The 20,691-nt window shown below is 44.2% G+C and carries 19 protein-coding genes and 1 pseudogene; 9 read left to right on the forward strand and 11 right to left on the reverse strand.

The genetic code is table 11. The features are described 5' to 3' along the window. The first annotated feature begins 160 nt into the window (after nucleotides 1-160). Together G9G57_RS00585 and G9G57_RS00590 are read left to right on the forward strand one after the other, a co-directional pair. Nucleotides 161-2,113, forward strand: coding sequence for a BglG family transcription antiterminator (locus G9G57_RS00585; protein ID WP_044786694.1), 1,953 nt, complete (start codon nucleotides 161-163; stop codon nucleotides 2,111-2,113). A 169-nt stretch (nucleotides 2,114-2,282) separates the two neighbouring features. Next, a complete protein-coding gene (locus G9G57_RS00590; RefSeq protein ID WP_164964368.1) occupies nucleotides 2,283-4,280 on the forward strand; it encodes a PTS fructose transporter subunit IIABC in 1,998 nt (665 codons plus the stop codon). 138 nt (nucleotides 4,281-4,418) lie between these two features. Here the strand turns inward: G9G57_RS00590 and G9G57_RS00595 are convergent, their stop codons facing one another. Then, complete coding sequence (locus tag G9G57_RS00595; protein ID WP_013373818.1) at nucleotides 4,419-4,760, reverse strand: DUF3243 domain-containing protein; 342 nt, start codon at nucleotides 4,758-4,760, stop codon at nucleotides 4,419-4,421. 133 nt (nucleotides 4,761-4,893) lie between these two features. Further along, nucleotides 4,894-5,808, reverse strand: a complete 915-nt coding sequence (locus G9G57_RS00600) for a phosphatidate cytidylyltransferase (protein ID WP_164964369.1) — start codon at nucleotides 5,806-5,808, stop codon at nucleotides 4,894-4,896. 97 nt (nucleotides 5,809-5,905) lie between these two features. Here G9G57_RS00600 and G9G57_RS00605 point away from each other — a divergent pair, with 97 nt between their 5' ends. Beyond that, nucleotides 5,906-6,448, forward strand: a complete 543-nt coding sequence (locus G9G57_RS00605) for a hypothetical protein (protein WP_025678121.1) — start codon at nucleotides 5,906-5,908, stop codon at nucleotides 6,446-6,448. A gap of 14 nt (nucleotides 6,449-6,462) precedes the next feature. Here G9G57_RS00605 and G9G57_RS00610 read toward each other — a convergent pair whose 3' ends face one another. After that, nucleotides 6,463-7,356, reverse strand: a complete 894-nt coding sequence (locus tag G9G57_RS00610; RefSeq protein WP_164964465.1) for a diacylglycerol/lipid kinase family protein — start codon at nucleotides 7,354-7,356, stop codon at nucleotides 6,463-6,465. Between the two features lie 139 nt (nucleotides 7,357-7,495). On the opposite strand from G9G57_RS00610, the gene G9G57_RS00615 reads away from it, so the two are divergent. Both G9G57_RS00615 and G9G57_RS00620 read left to right on the forward strand, forming a co-directional pair. After that, nucleotides 7,496-8,362 carry an SDR family oxidoreductase gene (locus G9G57_RS00615; RefSeq protein WP_017426051.1) on the forward strand — a complete coding sequence of 289 codons (867 nt, stop codon included), beginning with the start codon at nucleotides 7,496-7,498 and terminating at the stop codon, nucleotides 8,360-8,362. A 155-nt stretch (nucleotides 8,363-8,517) separates the two neighbouring features. Continuing rightward, complete coding sequence (locus G9G57_RS00620) at nucleotides 8,518-8,859, forward strand: zinc ribbon domain-containing protein YjdM (RefSeq protein WP_016822535.1); 342 nt, start codon at nucleotides 8,518-8,520, stop codon at nucleotides 8,857-8,859. Nucleotides 8,860-8,979: 120 nt separating this feature from the next. Here the strand turns inward: G9G57_RS00620 and G9G57_RS00625 are convergent, their stop codons facing one another. Continuing rightward, entirely contained in the window at nucleotides 8,980-9,735 is a 756-nt protein-coding gene (locus G9G57_RS00625; protein ID WP_016822536.1) for an AIM24 family protein, read from the reverse strand. 250 nt (nucleotides 9,736-9,985) lie between these two features. On the opposite strand from G9G57_RS00625, the pseudogene G9G57_RS00630 reads away from it, so the two are divergent. After that, nucleotides 9,986-11,039, forward strand: a pseudogene (locus G9G57_RS00630) (LLM class flavin-dependent oxidoreductase). A 108-nt stretch (nucleotides 11,040-11,147) separates the two neighbouring features. Here the strand turns inward: G9G57_RS00630 and G9G57_RS00635 are convergent. The 4 genes from G9G57_RS00635 to G9G57_RS00650 form a co-directional block, all read right to left on the reverse strand. Next, the gene (locus G9G57_RS00635; protein ID WP_017426053.1) at nucleotides 11,148-11,549 is read right to left on the reverse strand and encodes a hypothetical protein; all 402 of its coding nucleotides are present in this window, start codon (nucleotides 11,547-11,549) and stop codon (nucleotides 11,148-11,150) included. 54 nt (nucleotides 11,550-11,603) lie between these two features. Further along, entirely contained in the window at nucleotides 11,604-13,112 is a 1,509-nt protein-coding gene (locus G9G57_RS00640) for an aminotransferase class V-fold PLP-dependent enzyme (protein ID WP_019689023.1), read from the reverse strand. A 135-nt stretch (nucleotides 13,113-13,247) separates the two neighbouring features. Beyond that, complete coding sequence (locus tag G9G57_RS00645; RefSeq protein WP_016822540.1) at nucleotides 13,248-13,724, reverse strand: DsrE/DsrF/DrsH-like family protein; 477 nt, start codon at nucleotides 13,722-13,724, stop codon at nucleotides 13,248-13,250. 115 nt (nucleotides 13,725-13,839) lie between these two features. Next, entirely contained in the window at nucleotides 13,840-14,292 is a 453-nt protein-coding gene (locus tag G9G57_RS00650) for a hypothetical protein (protein WP_044786688.1), read from the reverse strand. A 467-nt stretch (nucleotides 14,293-14,759) separates the two neighbouring features. On the opposite strand from G9G57_RS00650, the gene G9G57_RS26130 reads away from it, so the two are divergent. The 3 genes from G9G57_RS26130 to G9G57_RS00660 all read left to right on the forward strand — a co-directional run bounded on the left by G9G57_RS26130 (nucleotide 14,760) and on the right by G9G57_RS00660 (nucleotide 17,279). Next, nucleotides 14,760-14,882, forward strand: a complete 123-nt coding sequence (locus G9G57_RS26130; RefSeq protein WP_274597689.1) for a hypothetical protein — start codon at nucleotides 14,760-14,762, stop codon at nucleotides 14,880-14,882. A gap of 296 nt (nucleotides 14,883-15,178) precedes the next feature. Beyond that, complete coding sequence (locus tag G9G57_RS00655; protein ID WP_113050089.1) at nucleotides 15,179-16,141, forward strand: radical SAM protein; 963 nt, start codon at nucleotides 15,179-15,181, stop codon at nucleotides 16,139-16,141. 163 nt (nucleotides 16,142-16,304) lie between these two features. Beyond that, nucleotides 16,305-17,279: an aldo/keto reductase family protein gene (locus G9G57_RS00660; RefSeq protein ID WP_025366203.1), complete on the forward strand. Its 975-nt coding sequence runs from the start codon at nucleotides 16,305-16,307 to the stop codon at nucleotides 17,277-17,279. 85 nt (nucleotides 17,280-17,364) lie between these two features. Here G9G57_RS00660 and G9G57_RS00665 read toward each other — a convergent pair whose 3' ends face one another. From G9G57_RS00665 to G9G57_RS00675, 3 genes are all read right to left on the reverse strand, one after another. Continuing rightward, complete coding sequence (locus G9G57_RS00665; protein ID WP_235332591.1) at nucleotides 17,365-17,748, reverse strand: hypothetical protein; 384 nt, start codon at nucleotides 17,746-17,748, stop codon at nucleotides 17,365-17,367. Nucleotides 17,749-17,948: 200 nt separating this feature from the next. After that, on the reverse strand, nucleotides 17,949-19,889 hold the full coding sequence (locus G9G57_RS00670; RefSeq protein ID WP_113050090.1) for an ABC transporter permease: 1,941 nt from the start codon (nucleotides 19,887-19,889) through the stop codon (nucleotides 17,949-17,951). Then, entirely contained in the window at nucleotides 19,879-20,640 is a 762-nt protein-coding gene (locus G9G57_RS00675) for an ABC transporter ATP-binding protein (protein WP_017426060.1), read from the reverse strand. The genes G9G57_RS00670 and G9G57_RS00675 overlap by 11 nt, the downstream gene beginning before the upstream one ends. Between the last annotated feature and the right edge of the window lie 51 nt (nucleotides 20,641-20,691).

Genomic DNA, 20,691 nt, shown 5'->3' on the forward strand with positions numbered 1-20,691 from the left:
GTTCTTCCTCCTGAAAATCCAGTATATTGGGATTGTCTTATTATACACTCCGTATGTTGCTGTAGGGTTACAATGAGTATATCGATAAGCTAATATAAGGCTAACAAAATATAACCCGGTATGCCTGGACATTCTTTATTTTGGAAGATAGGAGATTGGAATGAACAAAAGGCAAGTAGAAATTTTTCGCAAGTTGTTAACTGAATCGAACCGACTGTGGTTAGTGCAGGATCTGGCCGATCAAACGGATTGCTCAGAAAAGACGATTCGAAACGATCTAAAAGTAATTGAAGAATATCTAGTCAAGCACTCCAATGCCAATCTGGTGAGAAGACCGGGACGTGGCATTTATTTGGAGATCAGTGAAGCTGAGCAGGCTGATTTATTTCACCGGCTGTATGCAGGCGATAGTACAGCCCAGCATGAATCGGATGAGGAGAGGGTGCTGCATCTCGCCTATCGGCTCTTGATGGATGCCAAGCCTGTAACGATACAAGATCTGGCCTCTCAGTATTATGTGAACAAGACGGTGATCCGTAGAGATATGGAAAAGATTGATGACTGGCTGCACAGCTTTGAGCTTGCCTTGATTACCAAGCAGCGCGTAGGCTTGACCATTCAAGGCACTGAGAAAAACAAGCGGATCGCTTTGGCACGGATGAATCAGCTGATTGATAGTCCTGAGTTGACGGGACAGATGATGCGCAAGCAGTTTGAGCCACACGAGATTGCCACCATCCATCATGAATTAAAAGTATTTCAAAAGCATCATGAACTCAGCTTTACGGATGAAGCCTTTGAGGGTCTCATGCTCCATATTCTCTTAATGGTCAAACGAACCAAGCTGGGACAGCCCATTTCTCTCTCCGAACAAGACATTGCCTTTTTGCAGGAGAAGGTTGAGTTTACATGGGCTACTGCGTTTTTACGGCAGCTGCAAAAGCTGTTCTCCGTACCTTTTTCCAAGGAAGAAACGGCCTATCTAACCCTGCATTTGTTGGGTGGAAAGTTTCGTTATCAGCAGGAGGATAGCAAGGGGAAACACAGCGATCTGGCAGACAGCCATCCGCTTTTGCCTAAACTGATTGAGCAGTTAGTCCGGCGGATGTCGGAGCTGAATATGATTGACTTTTCCAAGGATAAGATGTTGCTGAAAGGGTTGAAAGTCCATTTATATACGACCCTGAATCGGCTTCAATATGGGTTGACGGTGTCTAATCCTATGCTGACTGAGATCAAGAAGATGTACCCTTACATGTTCGACCGGGTTATTATTACGCTGGAAGAGGTAGGGAATTTGGTTCGGTTATCGTTCCCCGAGGAGGAAGCGGCGTATTTAACGCTACATTTTCAGGCTTCTGTGGAGCGACTTCACCAGAAAGAAAGTCATCCTCAGAGGGCCATTATTGTGTGTCACATGGGCATCGGTATGTCCCAGCTATTGCGCACAAAGGTGGAACGTAAGTTTCCGGCTGTACATGTGGAGACAACTCTTTCGAAGGCAGAAGTCCAGGACTATCTGGCAACCCGGGAGTTGGATCTGATCATTACAACCGTGGATCTTCCAGAGCTTAGTGTTCCGCATATTCTCGTCTCTCCATTGCTAGATGCCAAGGATGAGCGTCAACTGGAGCAAGTGATCAGACGAATGGATGAGCCGGAACCTAGAGTCGCAGATGAATCTGTATTTTTTAAGTACACAACACCTTTTTTAGTCTTTCCCCAGCAAGAAGTGCAGCGTCCGGAACAATTGATTTCCAAGCTGGCGCAAATACTGGAGGACAAAGGATATGTGGAAACAGGTTATGTGGACAGCGTATTGGCGCGAGAGAAAATGTCGGCTACGACGATCGGGGGAGGCATAGCCATCCCGCATGGCGGCTCAGAGTGGATAAGGCAGTCCGCCATTGTAGTCGCTACTTTAAAGAAGCCACTTACTTGGGGAACCGAGAAAGTGGAGCTTGTGTTCTTGCTTGCGGTAAAACAGGATGGGCGGGAAGAAATGCGGCAGTTATTTAAGGAGTTGTCCCTAATCAGTGAGCAGCCAGCTCTAGTTCATGCTTTATCCAAGGAGACCGATGCGATGAGACTATTAGGGAAGCTAAAGGGATAAACTAAATTAAAAGCCATGCTTTGGAACAGGACTTATAGATAAGTCCTGTTTTTTTGTCCGTATTATTCTATTTTTCCGAAAGTTCCGGTAAAAAGTTCGCCCGATAACAGCAAAAAAGGCGGTTATACTATCAATGTAAGCGGAAACACCAGAGAGAAGGGGAATGACTATGAAAATATTAGCGATTACCTCATGTCCTAACGGAATTGCACATACGTATATGGCAGCTGAGAATCTGCAAAAGGCAGCAGCCAAGCTGGGTATCGAGATGAAGGTCGAGACACAAGGCTCCATTGGGGTAGAAAATCAACTAACTGAGCAGGAGATCCGTGAAGCGGATGGCATTATTATTGCAGCGGATAAGACGGTGGTCAAAGACCGCTTCGTCGGCAAGAAACTGCTGGTCGTTGGAGTACAGGATGGGATTCGCCGTCCGGAAGAATTGATCCAGCGGGTGATGAAGGGTAATGTGCCTGTGTACCAGGCAGAGTCACGTACCTCCGAAGCTAGCTCACAGGAGAATAAACCGAAGCAAAATCCTATCTACCGCCACTTGATGAATGGTGTATCTTATATGGTACCCTTTATCGTAATTGGAGGATTGCTCATTGCCATTGCGTTGACGATTGGCGGTGAGAAGACACCGGGCGGTCTGGTTATACCGGACGGTTCATTTTGGAAGACGGTTCAGGATATCGGTTCGGCTTCATTTACCTTTATGATACCCATCCTCGCTGGGTTCATCGCGATGAGTATTGCGGATAGACCGGGGCTTGCACCGGGTATGGTTGGCGGATTCATTGCTGCGAACGGCAGTTTTTATGGAAGTGAGGCGGGAGCCGGATTTATCGGCGGAATTATCGCTGGTTTCCTGGCGGGTTATGTTGCACTGGGTATTCGGAAAATGAAGGTTGGGCGAGCGTTACAGCCGATCATGCCTATTATTATTATCCCTGTGTTGTCATCTTTAGTTGTAGGATTAATCTTTGTCTTTATAATCGGTTCTCCAGTCGCACAATTGTTTGAAGCTTTGACGGGTTGGCTTGCAGGTATGCAAGGTACAAGTTCAATTCTATTGGCACTGATTTTAGGTGCGATGATCTCCTTCGATATGGGTGGTCCAGTCAATAAAGTAGCATTTTTATTCGGCTCGGCCATGATTGGTGAAGGAAATTACGAAATTATGGGACCGATCGCCGTTGCGATTTGTATTCCACCGATTGGAATGGGACTTGCAGCAATGATCAACAAGCGTAAATTTGCACCAGCAGAACGCGAAGCTGGGAAAGCGACATTCACGATGGGATTATTCGGTATTACTGAAGGAGCGATTCCCTTCGCTGCACAAGATCCATTGCGTGTTATTCCTAGTATCATGGCAGGATCTATGGTCGGTTCAGCCATTGCGATGTTGGGAAATGTAGGGGATAAGGTAGCTCATGGTGGACCGATTGTAGCCATTCTTGGTGCAGTGGACAATGTGTTCATGTTCTTCATTGCTGTTATTGTCGGAGCAGCCGTCTCAGTTATCCTGGTGAGTCTGCTGAAAAGGGATATTGCAACTGCAAATCCGGCTGTTGCTGGAGAAGAGACATCTGGAAATTCTGCCGCAGTAACGGAACAATCTACGATGACTACGACTGCCGCCGAGTCATCAGCTTCAGCGATTGCATATAACGAGCCCGAGGTATCTTCGCAAGCCATTCACATTGAGAAGTTGACAGATATTGTAACGATGGATCTGATTAATCTGGATCTGGAAGGAACGACACAGGATGCCGTGATTGATGAAATGATCGGAGCACTTGAGAGAAATGGAGCCGTAAGTTCTGCCAGTGGTTTTAAACAGGCTATATTGGACCGAGAGAAGGAAAGCTCCACAGGCATTGGAATGAATATTGCCATTCCTCACGGTAAATCGGAAGCTGTTCTGAAGCCAAGCGTGGTCTTTGGGGTGAAGCGGAGCGGAGTGGACTGGAAAAGTCTGGACGGAAGTGAAGCGAAACTGATCTTCATGATTGCTGTTCCGCGTAATAGTAAGGACAATGCCCATCTGAAGGTGCTACAAATGCTATCTCGTAAGCTGATGGACGACCATTTTAGAGAAGCGCTTCTGGCGGTTACGACCAAGGAAGATGCATATCAATTACTGACTCAGGTGCATTAATTCCATGCGCTAAGCAGAACATATTGTAATCATTAACGGAACGCGCTGCAACGATAGTAAACGTAAAAGCAGTCTATCCTCATCTAAGGATAGACTGCTCTTTTATAGTAAAATATTGTTTTTCATAAATTAAATATTCTACGAGGATTGAGCCACGCGTACGAGCATATGAGCAAGCGCGTGCTGCTGTTCTTTGTCCCCTACCTTCCACAATTCCTGAAGAAGCTTCTCCTCACTATTTCTTGGTTCTTCTTTGGCTGCCAGATAGCCTGCGATCTTCTCAGCTGCTTTTGCCATCACTTCTTCATTCAAGCCGATTTTTTGAGCCATTTCAATTTTGTCGCTCAAATAACTTTTGAATGAATCAAAGCTGCCCAAGATGTCATCTTTTTTGCTGTCGTCTATCCGATTTAATGCGTCATCTACCTTGTTTAGGGCCACTTCGCCTTCCTTATTCACAACATGATTATGTTCTGCCATTTCTAACGCCTCCTCAAGATTGTTTTCTAGGATAAGGACTGCTTGCGGTACAGTAGTACTTACCCGGGCTAACCAAAATGAAAACGGTGAGAAGCAAGCAGAGTATCGTGAAGCGATGAAGAAAAACATATTGTTACATAAAGTCGAAAAAATAACGAATCACGTGAAAAAAGACGGGCGAGGTGTAGGTCAAGCTATCCACCCGGCTTAAGTAGCTTTTTTTCAAAGCATCGAACTTATTATCATCGCCGATTAATAAATCTCGCTTCAGCACGGAAACCGTTAAGCTCCCGAAGAAACCGCTCAAGCTAATCAACATACCGAAAATAACCCCAAATTTCAGATCAAACGGCGTCAGGTACGGATAGATTAGATAGGAAGCCGCTATGGTTACGGGAAAAGCAAATGCAAAGCCTTCCCAAGTTATATTGGGATTGGATGTCGGGACGATTTTCCGTTTGCCGAAATAGAGTGATGCCAGATAATGTGCGACATCATTGAGCTGTGTCAGTACCACTAGAAAAAGTACAAGTTTTGCTCCGTATTGCGGCGCAGCAAACTGAAAATAAGCCAGGTGACTCAGTCCAAAAACCATCAGCATGAGTCCCCATTGAGTCGAGCTGACACTACGTAGGAAACCAACGGTTCCTTTATTGATCAATCGCGGGAGCGGTAGCAGTAAGAATACATAGATAGGGATAAAGACGATAAACATCCCATACCACCCGATATAAATCCAATAAAACTGTACAGGAATCGCCAAGTATGCCCATAAAAACAACCTGCGGTCAGCTTTTCTGGATCTAATCATGGAGAAGTATTCTTTTAGCGCAAAGAAAGTAAGCACCATCAAGGAAAGCAGTGAAACGATCGGATTGAAAAGTGTTGCCAGGCAAAAGATAAAGAACATGCCCCACCAGGTCTTAATGCGAAGTCCAATAGCTGCATAATCTTTGTTTGGCTGTGTTTTGACTACCACTATATAAATTAGATGGATGATTAATAAGGCTATACAAATAAGGGTTAACGTTAATAACGAACTGTCCATTGCGACTCACCAACTTATAGCGAAATAGGATTCCCTGAAGGGGGTCCTATGTTATTATGAAGGAATAATTCAAACTTGATAAGGGGAAGTTTCGTAAATGGTAGCTGATCAATCGGTTTTTATCTTGCTTACGAATACGGGAACGTTTCTGACGAGAGTCATTAAAAGCTATACAAGAGCACCATACAATCACGCCTCCATTTCCTTCAACCGAGAACTTTCGGAGTTATACAGCTTCGGGAGAAAGACCCCCAGTAACCCTCTGGATGGTGGTTTCGTGAAAGAGGATATTAAGACAGGTACATACAGCAGATTTCCGAATACAACATGTGTCATCTACGAGCTTCAAGTAACCGACCGTGAAGTCGAGAAAATGAAGAGAGTTTTACATGTATTTATCCGAAGTCGGCAAAAATATATGTATAACTTACTGGGATTAATTGGCGTTGCACTCAAAGAACCAGTTGAGTTCAGTAATTCTTATTTTTGTTCGCAATTCGTCGCGGAAATTTTACAGCGATCCGGCATCAAAATATGGAACAAGTTGCCCGCCCTTATTACACCAGACGATTTTCGGCAAAGTGACCGATTCCATCTGATCTACGAGGGGAAATTGAGCGATTATGAGCCTCAAGCCTGAGGATAAGCACTTTATTACTTAGACTCCTCAGGCACAATCACCTCGATGTGACGCGCTAGAATACCAAGCTCGATAGGCAAAGAGGGTCCTTCCTCACCATCTACATTCGTACTGACCGGTTCTGCAGAGCTGACACTTACATGCTTTGCAGTAAAGTAAACGATATCACTATGATCTTTCAGGTTGCCTAAAAATAAGCTTATGCTGGCCGTCACCGTGTTCAATATATTAAGGTTTTTGAAAATAAAGCAGTGAAGCAGACCATCATCAACAGCCGCCCCGGGTGCCAGTTTCTCAAATCCGCCAACTGAGTTGGTTAAAGCAGCAAGAAAGAGTGGGGATTCGCCTTCCCAAGTCTTGTCATCATAGCGGACGATAAGCGGATGGGCAGGATGGTTGATAAGTTCTTTCAAACCTTCTTTAAAGTAGGCAAATGTACCAAACATGGATTTATCGTCTGACGACACAGCGGATAGCGATTCGGCAAGGGAGCCAGTGGCAACAACATTGGCAAACATTCGACCGTTTAAGAGACCCATATCTACGGCTTTCACGCGAGCAGAAGTGAGTGTACGGATCGCCAGTTCAGGACTTAGCGGAATTTGTAAGGCACGGGCAAAATCATTGACGGTCCCAAGCGGGATGACCCCTAGTTTTGGACTATGGGCTTGATCCATGAAACCATTAATGGTTTCGTGAAGCGTGCCATCTCCACCGAGGGAAACGACTAGATCATAAGTCTCCTGACATGCAGTGACGCAAAAACGGGTGGCATCAAGTTCTTGTGCCGTCTCTTCGACTGTAACGGCGTATCCTTGCTCACGTAGAATTTCTTCTACGTTTCTGACATGTTGGAGGGATTCCTCTTTGCCAGAAGAGGGATTTACAATGACCATAGCTTTCTTCATATACATATTCCTCTCTTTGGGGAAAGTCTGGGTTACCAACCCTTACCCGTAAAGCATACCTTTAGACTCTAAATTAGACATGTATCATATTTTTAGTTACTATATAAAAGTAAATAAAAATATGAATGGAGGATTTCGTATGAAAATCGCATTAACAGGAGCAACGGGGCAACTGGGTTCCATTGTGGTAGATATATTGCTTGCATCCGTCCCGGCAAAAGACCTTATTGTTAGCGTAAGAAATCCGGAAAAAGCAGAGGGGTTACGTAATCGTGGCGTTGACGTTCGTCATGGCGATTTTGACAAGCCAGAAACGCTGGATCAGGCATTTGCTGGTGTAGATCGATTGTTGATTATATCCGCAGACGGGGATAATGACACTAGAATTCGTCAGCATAAAGCGGCTGTTGATGCTGCTGTGCGTGCGGGAGTAGGCTTCATCGCGTATACCAGTGCGGCCAATGCCGCTGACAGCACTCTATTCCTTGCACCTGTACATCGTATTACGGAGGAGTTCATTCGTGAGTCAGGTATTCCTTACTCCTTCTTGCGTAATAATTGGTATCTTGAGAATGAAGCAGGCACGATCCAATCCGTACTCGCGGGAGCTCCATGGTTAACCTCAGCAGGGTCCGGTAGAGTAGGTTGGGCTGCCCGCGCTGATTACGCGCAAGCGGCTGCAGCCGTGTTGTCTGGCGAAGGGCATGAGAATACCATATACGAGCTCTCCGGTAAGCCGATTACCCAAAAAGAGTTGGCAGCCATACTTGCCGAGGTCCTAGGTAAAGACGTTCCTGTACAGCAAGTGGACGATGCTGCGTATGCCGAGATTATGCTCGGTGCGGGAGTACCGGAAGGTGCCATCCCTATTGTGGTAGGCATTCAACAGGCGATTCGCGAAGGAGCCTTGGATGTCGCAAGCAACGATTTAGAGAAGCTGTTGAAGCGTCCCCTTACACCGCTTAACCAAGGGATTAGTGAACTAGTCAAGCAAATTCAAGCATAATAACCGTACTGTCAAAAACGGATGCTACCTAGGAAGGTTAGCATCTGTTTAGTTACATTCATAAGTGGAACCGCGACTGATTATCCAATATACTTGTAGGGAACTCCAAGGTAGGCTTGGAATAGAAATAATATATGAATGGAGTACATAATACCATGTCTAATTTGCCAAACTGTCCTGAGTGTAATTCAGAGTACACCTATGAGGACCGCAGTCTGTTCATTTGCCCGGAATGCGCTCATGAGTGGTCTGCCGAGTCAGAATCCGTAAGCAGTGAAGATGTAAAAGTCGTCAAAGATGCGAATGGTAACATTCTGAAGGATGGTGACTCTGTAACGGTCATTAAAGACCTTAAAGTGAAGGGAAGCTCTTCCGTCTTGAAAATCGGCACCAAAGTAAAAAATATCCGTTTGGTGGACGGCGATCACGATATTGATTGCAAAATCGATGGTTTTGGAGCAATGAAGCTAAAATCGGAGTTTGTCAAAAAGAATTAAAGTGTACAGCAGAGGAACTATTCAGTTCCATGAGGATTAAAAAAAGGAGAAGCCGAGGCTTCTCCTTTTTTACTAGCATTTGGCATCATTGGGCTTCCAATGCTCATGCCCACATAGATGTCATAGTGGTGCTAGCCATACAGTTCCGGTTCCCCTGTATACATTAACCAGACCTTCGCCGGAAGCGGCCGAGCCCATTTTGGTTTTTCCCGATTTTTCGACGGTGAACTGTAGGGTGTTGGACCACATAAGGGCAAAGTTGCCATCCACCTTGAGTACATCATTTTGCAATTCTATAACGACCGCTTCATCAGAAGGGATCGGCGCTTGAAGTGCCAGCACTCCTTTTCCACGGGCGCTTAAATTAAATAACCCTTCTCCACCCAGTGCAGCAGAAGAAAGATTACTGCGTGCAACGACGGATATGTCCAGCGTGGTGTCGCAAGCTAAAAACAATCCGTCTTCGATGGCAATGTCATCATTATCCACATCAATGAGCCAAATATATTGGTAGGTAGGCTCCAGCATAATGGTCCCCGTGCCTTTATAATGCGGTTTAATAGCACCTGTCCCCGTTACAGCACCGGATACCAAGTTTCGCATTAAGCCTCCGACGCCTTTTACACCAGTAGTCATTTCCATGCTGCCTACAGTATATTGCATGGCACCTGCCCTCATCATAATCTCACTATTATTGATTTCGATCATGAGCTGCTTGCGGCGCATGTTACTTTTGCTCATATAGTAATTGTCTTTTGCAGCTGCAACCGAGGTGCAACTCAAATCTGTTATGTATTCCAGTACCGTAAATCCACCTAATTGGTCAGTGATGGCAACATTGCTGTTATCCTTTAAATTATTAATGACAAAAGCCATAATGTATGTGCCTCCTTGTTGTTTTCATGGTGTGGGGATGGAAATCTTATTTATTCCATACCATAAATTCGACAAAGAGACTGCTTTTCCTGCGTGGATCTCGGCACTTCTCTCGCCTGATTTTCAGACTTAGAAAAGGAGAGCTTGAAAAAGATGTGAAAAAGGTTCAATATAAAGATATCGGTTTTTAAAATGATTTACTTTGGAAGCAGCCGAATAAAAATGAAACATATAATAGGGGGTAGCATAAGTGGAGATAGGTATAAGCACATTTGTAGAAACAACACCGGATCCCCAAACCGGTGAGGTCATCAGTCACGCACAACGGATACGTGAAGTGGTCGAGGAAATTGTACTTGCTGATCAGGTAGGACTGGATGTGTACGGCGTGGGAGAGCATCATCGTAAAGATTATGCGGCATCTGCTCCGGCTGTTATACTGGCTGCTGCTGCGGCACAAACCCAACGAATTCGCCTAACCAGTGCGGTTACGGTGCTTTCATCGGATGATCCGGTGCGCGTGTTTCAGGACTTTGCTACGCTGGACAGTATTTCGAATGGACGAGCTGAGATTATGGCAGGCCGAGGTTCTTTTATCGAATCGTTCCCATTGTTTGGATATGACCTGGATAACTACGATGAGTTGTTTGATGAAAAGCTGGAGCTGTTATTGAAAATACGTGAATCCGAAAAAGTGACCTGGAAAGGTGGACATCGGCCCGCAATCAACAATTTGGGTGTGTACCCGCGTCCGGTGCAAAATCCTTTGCCTGTATGGATTGGGAGTGGAGGCAATCAGGAATCAGTGGTTCGTGCGGGCTTGCTTGGATTACCGTTGGTGCTTGCCATTATTGGAGGCAGCCCTATGCAGTTTGCACCCTTGGTGGAGTTGTACAAAAAGGCAGCTAAACATGCAGGTCATGATGCATCGCTGCTTCCAGTTGCATCCCACTCGCATGGTTTTATCGCGGAGACTACCGAGCTTGCAGCGGATAAGTTTTTCCCTTCCACTCAGCAGAGCATGAATGTGCTTGGGCGTGAACGTGGTTGGGGTCCTTATACTCGTTCCAGCTTCGATGCCGCGCGCAGCTTTGAAGGAGCATTATATGTGGGCGATCCTGATACGGTAGCCAAGAAAATCATTCACCTCCGTAAACAGGTAGGCATTACACGGTTTCTATTGCATGTGCCCGTCGGCACGATGCCGCATGATGATGTCATGAGAGCTATTGAATTATTGGGAACAGAGGGTAGCGCCACGGGTGCGTGAAGAGATATCCAAGTGGGAATTCGAGAACAAATAGGCGGATTGACCTCAGTATCGAGAAAGATAAAGGAGCAGACCATGTGAGGAGGTCGCTCCTTTTTTGGTTCTAAATAATCTGTACAGGTGGGGCCGATCAGATCATTGTTTATTTGGTCCGTTTTTTATGCGTGATGCGTCTTTGCAGGAGAGGCTTTCCTTGTTTTAGTCTCTTAGGTTTTGCAGGAACTCTGCGCAAGATAGGTTTCTCTTGAGTTGCTTTGGAAGGCAGCGTCATGCGGAGTGTGGTTGATGCAGGTTTTCTTTGACTGCTGCTTGTTATAAAGTCGATAGTATAGTTCAAGACGAACGGGCTAACCGCAATTCTCCGCAGTCCCACGTTTCTACAAGTGGTACAGCCTGTATCCCAGCACCAATCGAAGGCATTTTCAGGAACTTGAGTGAAGTATGAACCTCGCCATGTACGTCCAAAGTCATCCTCGGCATAATAGAAAAACGTATTACCTCCGGCGAAACCGCTCCATACTTGAATCGTTTGACCGGGGTTCACACGAAACCAGCCTGCTTTAGAGTAGTTTGAAAGAAGGAAACGGACAAGAGTCTTTTAATTGCTAAAGTTGAACCATTTGCTGATGTCTATTTTGTGATGTTCATTCATAGATCGCCATTCGTTTGATTCCGGTTGATAGGTATAATCTTTTTGCCAGGTTATGATGTTTTCCACGATAGCCCGTATGGAAGAGACAATATAGGAGACTTCCTGATTGGTCATCATGGGATGAAGCGACAGACGCACCCAGCCCGGCTTTCGAGATAAGTCTCCCTCATGAATCAGGTCTGTCATTTGCTTAGATGCTTGCTGGTCGATGCCCAGCAAATAATGTCCATAGGGGCCTGCACATGAACAGCCGCCTCGGACCTGAATGCCAAATCGATCATTTAGTAGTTTTACAATCAGGTTATAGTGAATATGACCGACAACGAAAGAAACGATTCCCAGCCGATCTTGGCTGTTTCCTCCCAAAATATGCAGACCTGGTATGGTGCCCAAGCCTTTTAGCAATAATGAGGTCAGCTCCTTTTTACGCTCCAACATGCGGCTGTATCCCATTTGTTCCTTCAGCTGAATACAGAGCGCGGTTCGAACAGCCTGTAGAAAAGGAGGGGTCCCTCCATCCTCGCGTGCTTCAATACTATCTTTATACTCGTATCCACCCCAAGGATTGGTCCAACTCACCGTACCGCCCCCGGGTTGATCGGGAGCACAATGGAGGCACAGCCGCGAATCCATAATGAGAACGCCGCTTGTACCGGGGCCACCAAGGAATTTGTGAGGGGAAAATACAATTCCGTCCAGTTTCTCAAGGGGATCTGTAGGGTGCATGTCGATCTCCGCATAAGGTGCGCTTGCCGAAAAATCAACGAAACATACGCCGCCATGTTCATGCATTTTGCGGGATAACTGGTGAATCGGCACTTCAAACCCTGTAACATTGGAGCAGGCGGTAAAAGCGCCAATCTTGATCGGGCGATGCCGAAATTGAAGCAGCAGTCGTTCGAGATGAGCTGGATCGACCATTCCTCCAGGACCTGGAGGAAGACACACAACGTCTCCAATGGTTTCTGCCCAGGAAATATGATTGGAATGATGCTCCATGTGTGTAACAAAAATAACGGGACGGTCTTTTTCAGCGATGGGGTAGAGGGGCTTTAATTTTTCATGTATTTTCAATCCTAATAGTCGCTGAAGCTTATTCACCGCACCTGTCATCCCGGACCCGGCGAATAGAATGATATCATGTTCATTGGCATGAACGTGGTTCTTAATGATTTGTTTTGCTTTTTCATAGGCTTGGGTCATTAGAGTACCTGTCAAATTAGACTCCGTATGCGTGTTCGCCACAAATGGACCTAATTCATGAACTATTTTCGACTCGATGGGGCCATACAGACGACCGCTGGCTGCCCAATCCGCATAAATCAGCTTTTTAAGCCCATATGGAGATTCAAAGGTCTGGTGATAACCGATTGTATTTTCGCGATACTTTTGGAAATAAGCCTCGTTAGAAGGCTGATACCTACAGTTACTACTTCCGATTCGAGCCATGAGCATACGGCGCCTCCCAAGTCGTTCTATCTTCTTAGGGTACGTAGGGAGGCTGGAATAGGTTAAAAAAAATAGGCGAATGTCATCATTTAGTCAAAATAAAAAGCCTCATCCAATAGCAGGATAAGGCATGAGGATATATTAGATAAAAAGCTGCATATCCGACTCAAGCGCATCTTTTAGATACGTTTTTGCCTCGATAATTTCCAGTTCAGGGATGAATTCTTCCGGTTTAAAACCCATAATATCCACCGATAGCTTGCAGGCATAAAATTTGACGTTTTTCTTCCGGGCTCCTTTCAGGAAATGGATCAGCTTCGGTGCCTCATTGTCTTCCAGCATTTCCGTCAGCATCAGCTTGCCCAGACCGCTAAAATTCATATGGGATAGCGGTAAAGCTTCAGGCCCCTTGGGAGTCACCAGATCCATAAGTTTCTCGTAAATGGTCTTGTCCTCAAGCGTCATTTTATCGGGATCACGAACCAATGATAATCCCCAGAATGCAAAAAACATCGTAACCTCGACATCCAGCTCCCGAGCTGTATTGGCCAAAATCAGTCCGGCCATTGCTTTATCATAATCGCCGCTGAACATAAGCAGATTCATCCTTTTGTCCACGATCTTCCGCCTCCATTACCAACAGATATATTCAGTATGGATTTGGAAATGAGAACTATGCCCAGTTCACATATTGATCACAATTATGGAGGGGAGTGTGTGCTAGAAGTAATACCTAATCAAAAGTTAAATTATCTTTTGATTTATCTGTATTTAGTTCTACTAGCCACAGGCCATCTGTATTTTTGGATACAAAAACCATATCGTATTCTTCACCTTTTTGTATTACATGAGTAAGGACTTTATAGGTGTCATTAGACATTTTTTTACTGTCAACAATGGTGAAAGAAGATACTGAACTTGCTTTAACAGATTGACGGAATTCTTCTAGAGGAATTGACGATTTGTTAGAGAGTAGACTAAGGGCTTTGTCGCTATCTTTCTTTTTTATGGCTTCCAAATAATCTTTAACAGGTTGGGAAACCTCCACATTTTTGGGGTCCTCATTTTTTATTTGCTTGGCAGTAGCAGGTACTTGATTATCAACAGACTGGGGGTGACCACATGCAGAGAGTAATCCTACAGGTAGTATAGCAGCAACAAGATAGAATATAACTTTTTTTACCATATTGCACCTTCCTTTTTGGTATATTCTATGATATTGTAACATATGTGATCAAAAAAACAATTTAAAGGAGGATATTATGTTAGTGAATAAAGCTTTGAAAAAGGTACTGGTAGCAACTCTTTTAGGGAGTGTGCTCATTCCGTCAGCAGCCTTTGCTGAGTCCGGACTATGAAAAGCAACTAGATCAGCAATACGGGCCTGAAAATGGCTATTCCACTTTTTATAATGCTCCACTCCATGATGAAAAAACTTTACAGTCTGTGCAACCTTCAAGTACAGGGTTCAAATGGTCCGCAAATTATGAAGTAACTACTCATTATCAAATTCCACGTAATATTCCAGTGAGCAATGGCGAGAGTATTCAGGTTATTTCAACAAGCTCTAGGAATACTGGTAGTAATTCAACTTATGATTTAGGAATGGAGTATTATGACTCTTGGGCTGGAGGATGGTATGGAAGCAATAGTATGACTAAAACAGCAGATGTGGGTAGTACGTCTTATCTACATTGGGAGCATATGGACGGTAAAGATTATCGAGTGCGGGTAAAAGGGAATGTAAAAGGATCAATGACTGTGAATGTTTATTAATTAGTTTAAGAAGCCTAGGATCAAAGACACAATATTAACCTACATAAATTATATGATCTTGAACTTCGAAAATTCATATCAAGTTATCTGGAATTATAAAATATTCCGTTTATCTAATAAAGGTCGTCCTTTGCACATAAATGTGAAGGATGACCTTTATTATGATGGTTTAGATAGTCATTTTCCGATCTTATACTCCTCGCCGTTACCAATGTCATATCTACAAACCACTCCCATTCTGTATAATCTCAAGGGAATTCAAGACACAAGCCTGAGATCGGGAGGACAATAAGAAAGTGAGTATAGAGAACAAATATAAAGCACTTGAGCTGGAGAAGCCGGGCATCTACGAGCTGGAGGGACTGGAAGTCGGGGTCACCTCTAATTGCAACTTCAAGTGTGATTACTGCTGCGCATATCAGCGGAACGACGGACAATGCATTGGCAGTAAAGAGGTCAAAAGTATCATTGATGATATTCCAACGTTAAAACGTGTGCGACTGTCCGGGGGAGAAGTGACCTTGAAGTATGAGGACTGTCTGGATATTGTGGCTCACTGTTCGAGCAAAGGAATCGCTACCCAGCTCAATACCAATGCCAGCTTGCTCAGCCCTGAACGAATTGAGAAGCTGCGTGACGCGGGGCTTTCCAATATTCATATCTCCTTTAACTTCACGGATGCCGATAAATATGCAGCCTATTATCATGTTCACCCTCGTATGTATGAGAAAATCGTTCAAAATATCCGTTTGTGTACCGAAGCCAAGCTGGAAACGGTGCTGGAGACATTGTTATTTGAAGAGACGCAGAACAACATGCCAGCGATCAGTGAAAAGGTTTACGAACTCGGTGTACGCATCCATGAAATCCAAAACAGCATCGTGATGGATCATACGAATTGGAACGCGATCTCCACCAAGGAAGCACTTGTTCGTTCCGTTCATGACCTGATTGCGCATAAAAAAGACGATACTGTGTTGTATTTTACCTGTATGGACCGTTTTGCTGAGGCGCTGGGCTTCAAGGAAGAGCCAGGTGTATATTTTTCCAACTGTGTTGACGGTAAGAAACAGCTTCATCTTCACGGGAACGGGGATATTCTGATCTGTGAACTTTGTCATCCTGTGGTCATCGGTAATATTTATAACGGAACGTCCCTAAAGGATATTTACAAAAATAAGCCGAAGCAACTTCAGGAGTTTCTCGACAAACTGCCTTGTCCTGCATATGATGCGCTTTTTCCTGTAGGAAGCAAGTAGACATGATTTGAGATTATGAGACTACAGCATCTACCACCCTAGCAGTCGGGGTGGTAGATGTCCTTCATGTAACTCCATGAGTCCTTTATTATTTGTTTTAATGAAAGGGTTTACATGCTAAAATATATAAAAATGCGAACTTCTTAGGAAAGAAGGAGTAGATATGAGATATAGAAATGTAGGCAATAGCGGTCTTAAAATTAGTGAAATCGGACTGGGGAGCTGGTTAACGTACGGTACAGCCGCCGAACAGGAAGCAGCTCATACCTGTATTGCCAAAGCCTTTGAACTTGGAATCAATTTCTTTGATACCGCGAACGCGTATAACCGTGGAGAAGGCGAGAAGGCTATGGGAGCCGCTTTGAAGCCTTATCGAAGAGAGAGCTATGTACTTTCTACCAAGGTTTTCTTTCCTATGGATTCTGGTCCCAATGACAGAGGGCTGTCACGCAAGCACATTATGGAACAATGTGAGGCGAGTTTGAAGCGCCTCGGCACAGATTATATCGACATGTACTTCTGCCATCGTTATGATCCAGACACTCCGTTGGAAGAGACACTGCGGGCGCTAGATGACCTTCAGGCTCAAGGCAAGATCCTGTATGCTGCGGTTAGTGAATGGAGTGCTGCCCAGCTCACGGATGCCTATGGTATTGGAAAACGGCTGAATCTGCGCCCGCTGATTGCCAATCAGCCGATCTATAATATGTTCGAGCGTTATATCGAGCATGAGGTACTTCCCGTATCCGGTCAGGTAGGCATCGGCCAAATTGTATTTTCACCTCTGGCCCAAGGCGTCCTCACAGGTAAATACAAGCCGGGACAGCCTATACCGACGGGTAGCCGCGGGGCTGATGCCTCTGTCAATAATGTCATCAGCAGTTATATGAACGATACCGTTCTCAACTGCGTTCAGGAGCTGGATCAGCTGGCGAAGGACTTGGGTATCACCCTGTCACAACTCGCGCTTGCCTGGATTCTGAGAGAACCGGGGATCAGTGCTGCACTGATTGGGGCTACTAAACCGGCACAGATCGAGGAAAATGTGAAGGCAGTCGAGGTGACTTTGCAACCGGAGACCTGCGCGGAAATTGAGCAGATTCTGAAGCAAGCAGAGGGTTTTGAGCCTTTGCGCTAAGCATTCACACGAGCCTCTATTGAGGGAAGCCATCAAATAACAAAGTCTCGCTCTTCCTGTCCGTAACAGAGAAGGGCGAGACTTTTTAACTGGCATCAAGCATGGCATAGATGCCTGAAACCACACTAAATGCAATTCCGCTCACTAAAACAAGGATTTGCTTCTTGCTGAGATCCAGGGGATCAAAAAAGATGGGCAACAGCCATTTTAGGGTGATAACAGCCCATAAGCCCTCCAGTAACCCTAGTATCAATACCTTTTGCCCCCAGTGAAGCTTCATTTGTAGTGTTAGCGGACCTTTAAGAAACAGGTCACCTGAAGTATGAATATTCCAAGAAACAATAACTACGAATATAAGAAGAGTTAATAGTGTTGACATAATATAGGCGATATCTTTTTTGGCCTTTTTCGTAAGTTTTGGCGATTTTTTAAACTCAGGCAAGCCAATCAGGAAAAAAACGATTCCCATAAAAATAGCCACGCCTATAAAGGAACCCAGTATAATATTCGCTATGATGCCGATGCCATTGATGATTAATAATAAAATAAGCTCCCCCCCTTGGGGTTACGATGATAGTTATTTTATTGTACACGCAGGAACAAAAATGCTCAAATATTTGGAAAAGCCCCCGGCACTTGTGCTGAGGGCATTTTTTGAATTTTTGCCAGTTATAATGCTGATTTAATGACCTTTTTATAATACAGAATGGATAGCACTCCAAAGATGGAATATAAGGCGGTGTATAGTACCATCACGATGATCATAGGCATCCAAACTTCGGTCCCAAACAAGAACCAGCCGGATTGGACGGCGAAATAGCTGTGTGATAGGCCGATCACTAACGGAATGCCGAAGTTAAAGAGTTGTTTTATTTTAATGCCTCCCAGCAGGTCACTTTGGGTGAAGCCTAACTTTCTCAATACAGTATAATTGGCCTTTTCGTCTTCGCTCTCATCCATTTGCTTAAAATAAAGGATGCAGCCTGATGTAATGAGAAAGGTTAGTCCCAAAAAGCCAACGACAAACATGATCACTCCCATATTTCTCTTCTGATTACTGCTCATTTCAAGCTGTGATGTTTGTTGATCATTAAAATTCGCAGCTGCAAAGAGACAATCGGCTTCTTCAATCTGCGCTGAATTTAGTATATCAATTCCAATATATAAGGATGACTTCTTTTGGATCTCTGGATTTACATCTTTCTTTAACCGCTCAAAAATGGTTTCGTCTACAATGACAGTGGGTACTCCCCCAGCTGCAAAATAGTAGGGAATCACATAATCCTTTTTTAGACCCACATATTGTTGAGGTATGACTTCTGTTTTCCCCTTCAAATCCAAGGGTCCAAAGTCTTTTAAGGACATGAATTTCTGTAACATATCATTATAGCCCGTTAAAACCGATTGGCCTGGAGATACATCCGTATCCTCCACAGATCGGTCGCTTACAACAGGCAGTGTCGTGAAATCCGCACTCTTATTTAATTGTTCCATAGGAGTCTCCATAATTTGCGCTGTCTTCACACTGACTTGAATCACTTCAATTTTCTTTTCTCGATACTGTATATCATGCTCATGAAGTAACGCTTTGAATTTCTCCGCATCCGGCACATTCGTCATGGCAAAATGGGAAGGTACATTATCCTCAGCTGCTTGATCCGCAGAATAATAGGCGATATAGCTTAAGGATAGTAAACCGATAGCAAGTGCCGATACTGTCGTAATAATGGTTAACAACAAAGCATTGGATTTCATGCGGAACATAATGGATGAGAGGGACAGCACCTCATGAATGTTTAAGTAGCCGCCTTTACTTTTTCTGATGATATTGGAAATAAAGCGGATGGACCCTTTATAAAAGAGAAATGTTCCGATGATGACAGAGCCCAAAATAAACACCATTGCCATAAATAGTTCATTTAGGGATGTAAAGTCTCCACCAAATAATCTGGAGGAAACATAGTAACCTAACGCGATGAGTGAGACGCCAATGATCCCGATAATCATCTCAAAGATCGTTATTTTCTTGATTTTCCCTTCGGTGGTTGAGGTCACTCGGAACAAAGACAAAATACTTTGTCTTTTGATAAAAGAGTAATTCATGACCATAATCAGCAAGTAGATGACAACAAAAACGATGAGTGTTTGAGTCAGTGCTTGGTTCGAGAAATATAGAGTGGCAATAGCCTCGACGCCCGTCGTCTTAAATAAGATCATGATCACTAATTTGGAAAAAGAAAATCCAACCCCAATTCCAACGAAAAGAGAACCGAAGTATAAAATTAAGTTTTCAGCACTTAGAATGCGAAAAATTTTACTTTTTGTCATTCCGATCAGTTGAAATAGGCCAATTTCTTTACTGCGTCTTTTTATAAAAATATTATTAGCATACAAAAGGAAAATACATACAATAGCGACCAGTAAGACGGATGCTGCCCGTATAGAAGCTGCGCCTTTAACAGAGCCCTTCACTTCGTCCATGGAGGGATCGTATTGTAATGTGACAAAGGCGAAATAGAGCGCAACACTGAAAATGAGAGCAAAAACATAGAGGTAATAATTTTTCAGGTTTTTTTTCAAATTCATTAGAATGAGCAGATTAATGTTCATATTGGACCCCGCCTAAGACTGCTTGGGTTTTCATGATATCCTGGAAGAAGCTTTGCCTTTCCTGCACGCCTTTATGAAGCTGCGTATACATTTGCCCATCCTTCATAAAAATGACTCGGCTGCAATGGCTGGCTGCAACAGGATCATGCGTGACCATAATAATAGTTGCTTTGCGCTTTTGGTTCAGCTGACCCAGCTTGTTTAATAGATCAGAAGCCGACTTCGAATCAAGCGCACCCGTAGGTTCATCGGCAAAAATAATCGTAGGCTCATGAATAAACGCTCTAGCCGCAGATGTACGCTGTTTCTGTCCGCCCGAAATTTCATTGGGATACTTGTCCTTGAGCTCATAAATCCCCAGCTCTGTAGCCACCGCCTGAAATCTTCGGTTGGCCTCTTTTTTAGGCGTTTTGGTGATAGATAGGGGCAAAAGGATATTCTCCTTCACGGTGAGCGTATCCAGCAGATTATACTCTTGAAAAATAAAGCCTAAATGCTGTTTGCGGAATTCAGCCAGTTGCTTTTCTTTCATTTTCGTCATTTCGATATCATTGATCTTAATGGAACCGTGGCTTACTTTATCAATGGAGGAAAGGACATTTAGCAGAGTGGTTTTACCTGAACCGGAGGCTCCCATAATACTGACAAATTCACCTTCCTCAATAACGATATCTATTCCCTTCAAAACCTCCTGCATATTTAGCTTATTACCATAGCTTTTGTGAATCTTATGGGCTTCTAAAATATTCACTTCGATGCACTCCTTATTGTTCTTGTAGCCTTATTATAAAAATCGTGCCGA

Origin of the sequence: Paenibacillus sp. EKM211P, from assembly GCF_011066175.1 — a bacterium.
GTDB classification, from domain to species: domain Bacteria; phylum Bacillota; class Bacilli; order Paenibacillales; family Paenibacillaceae; genus Paenibacillus; species Paenibacillus polymyxa.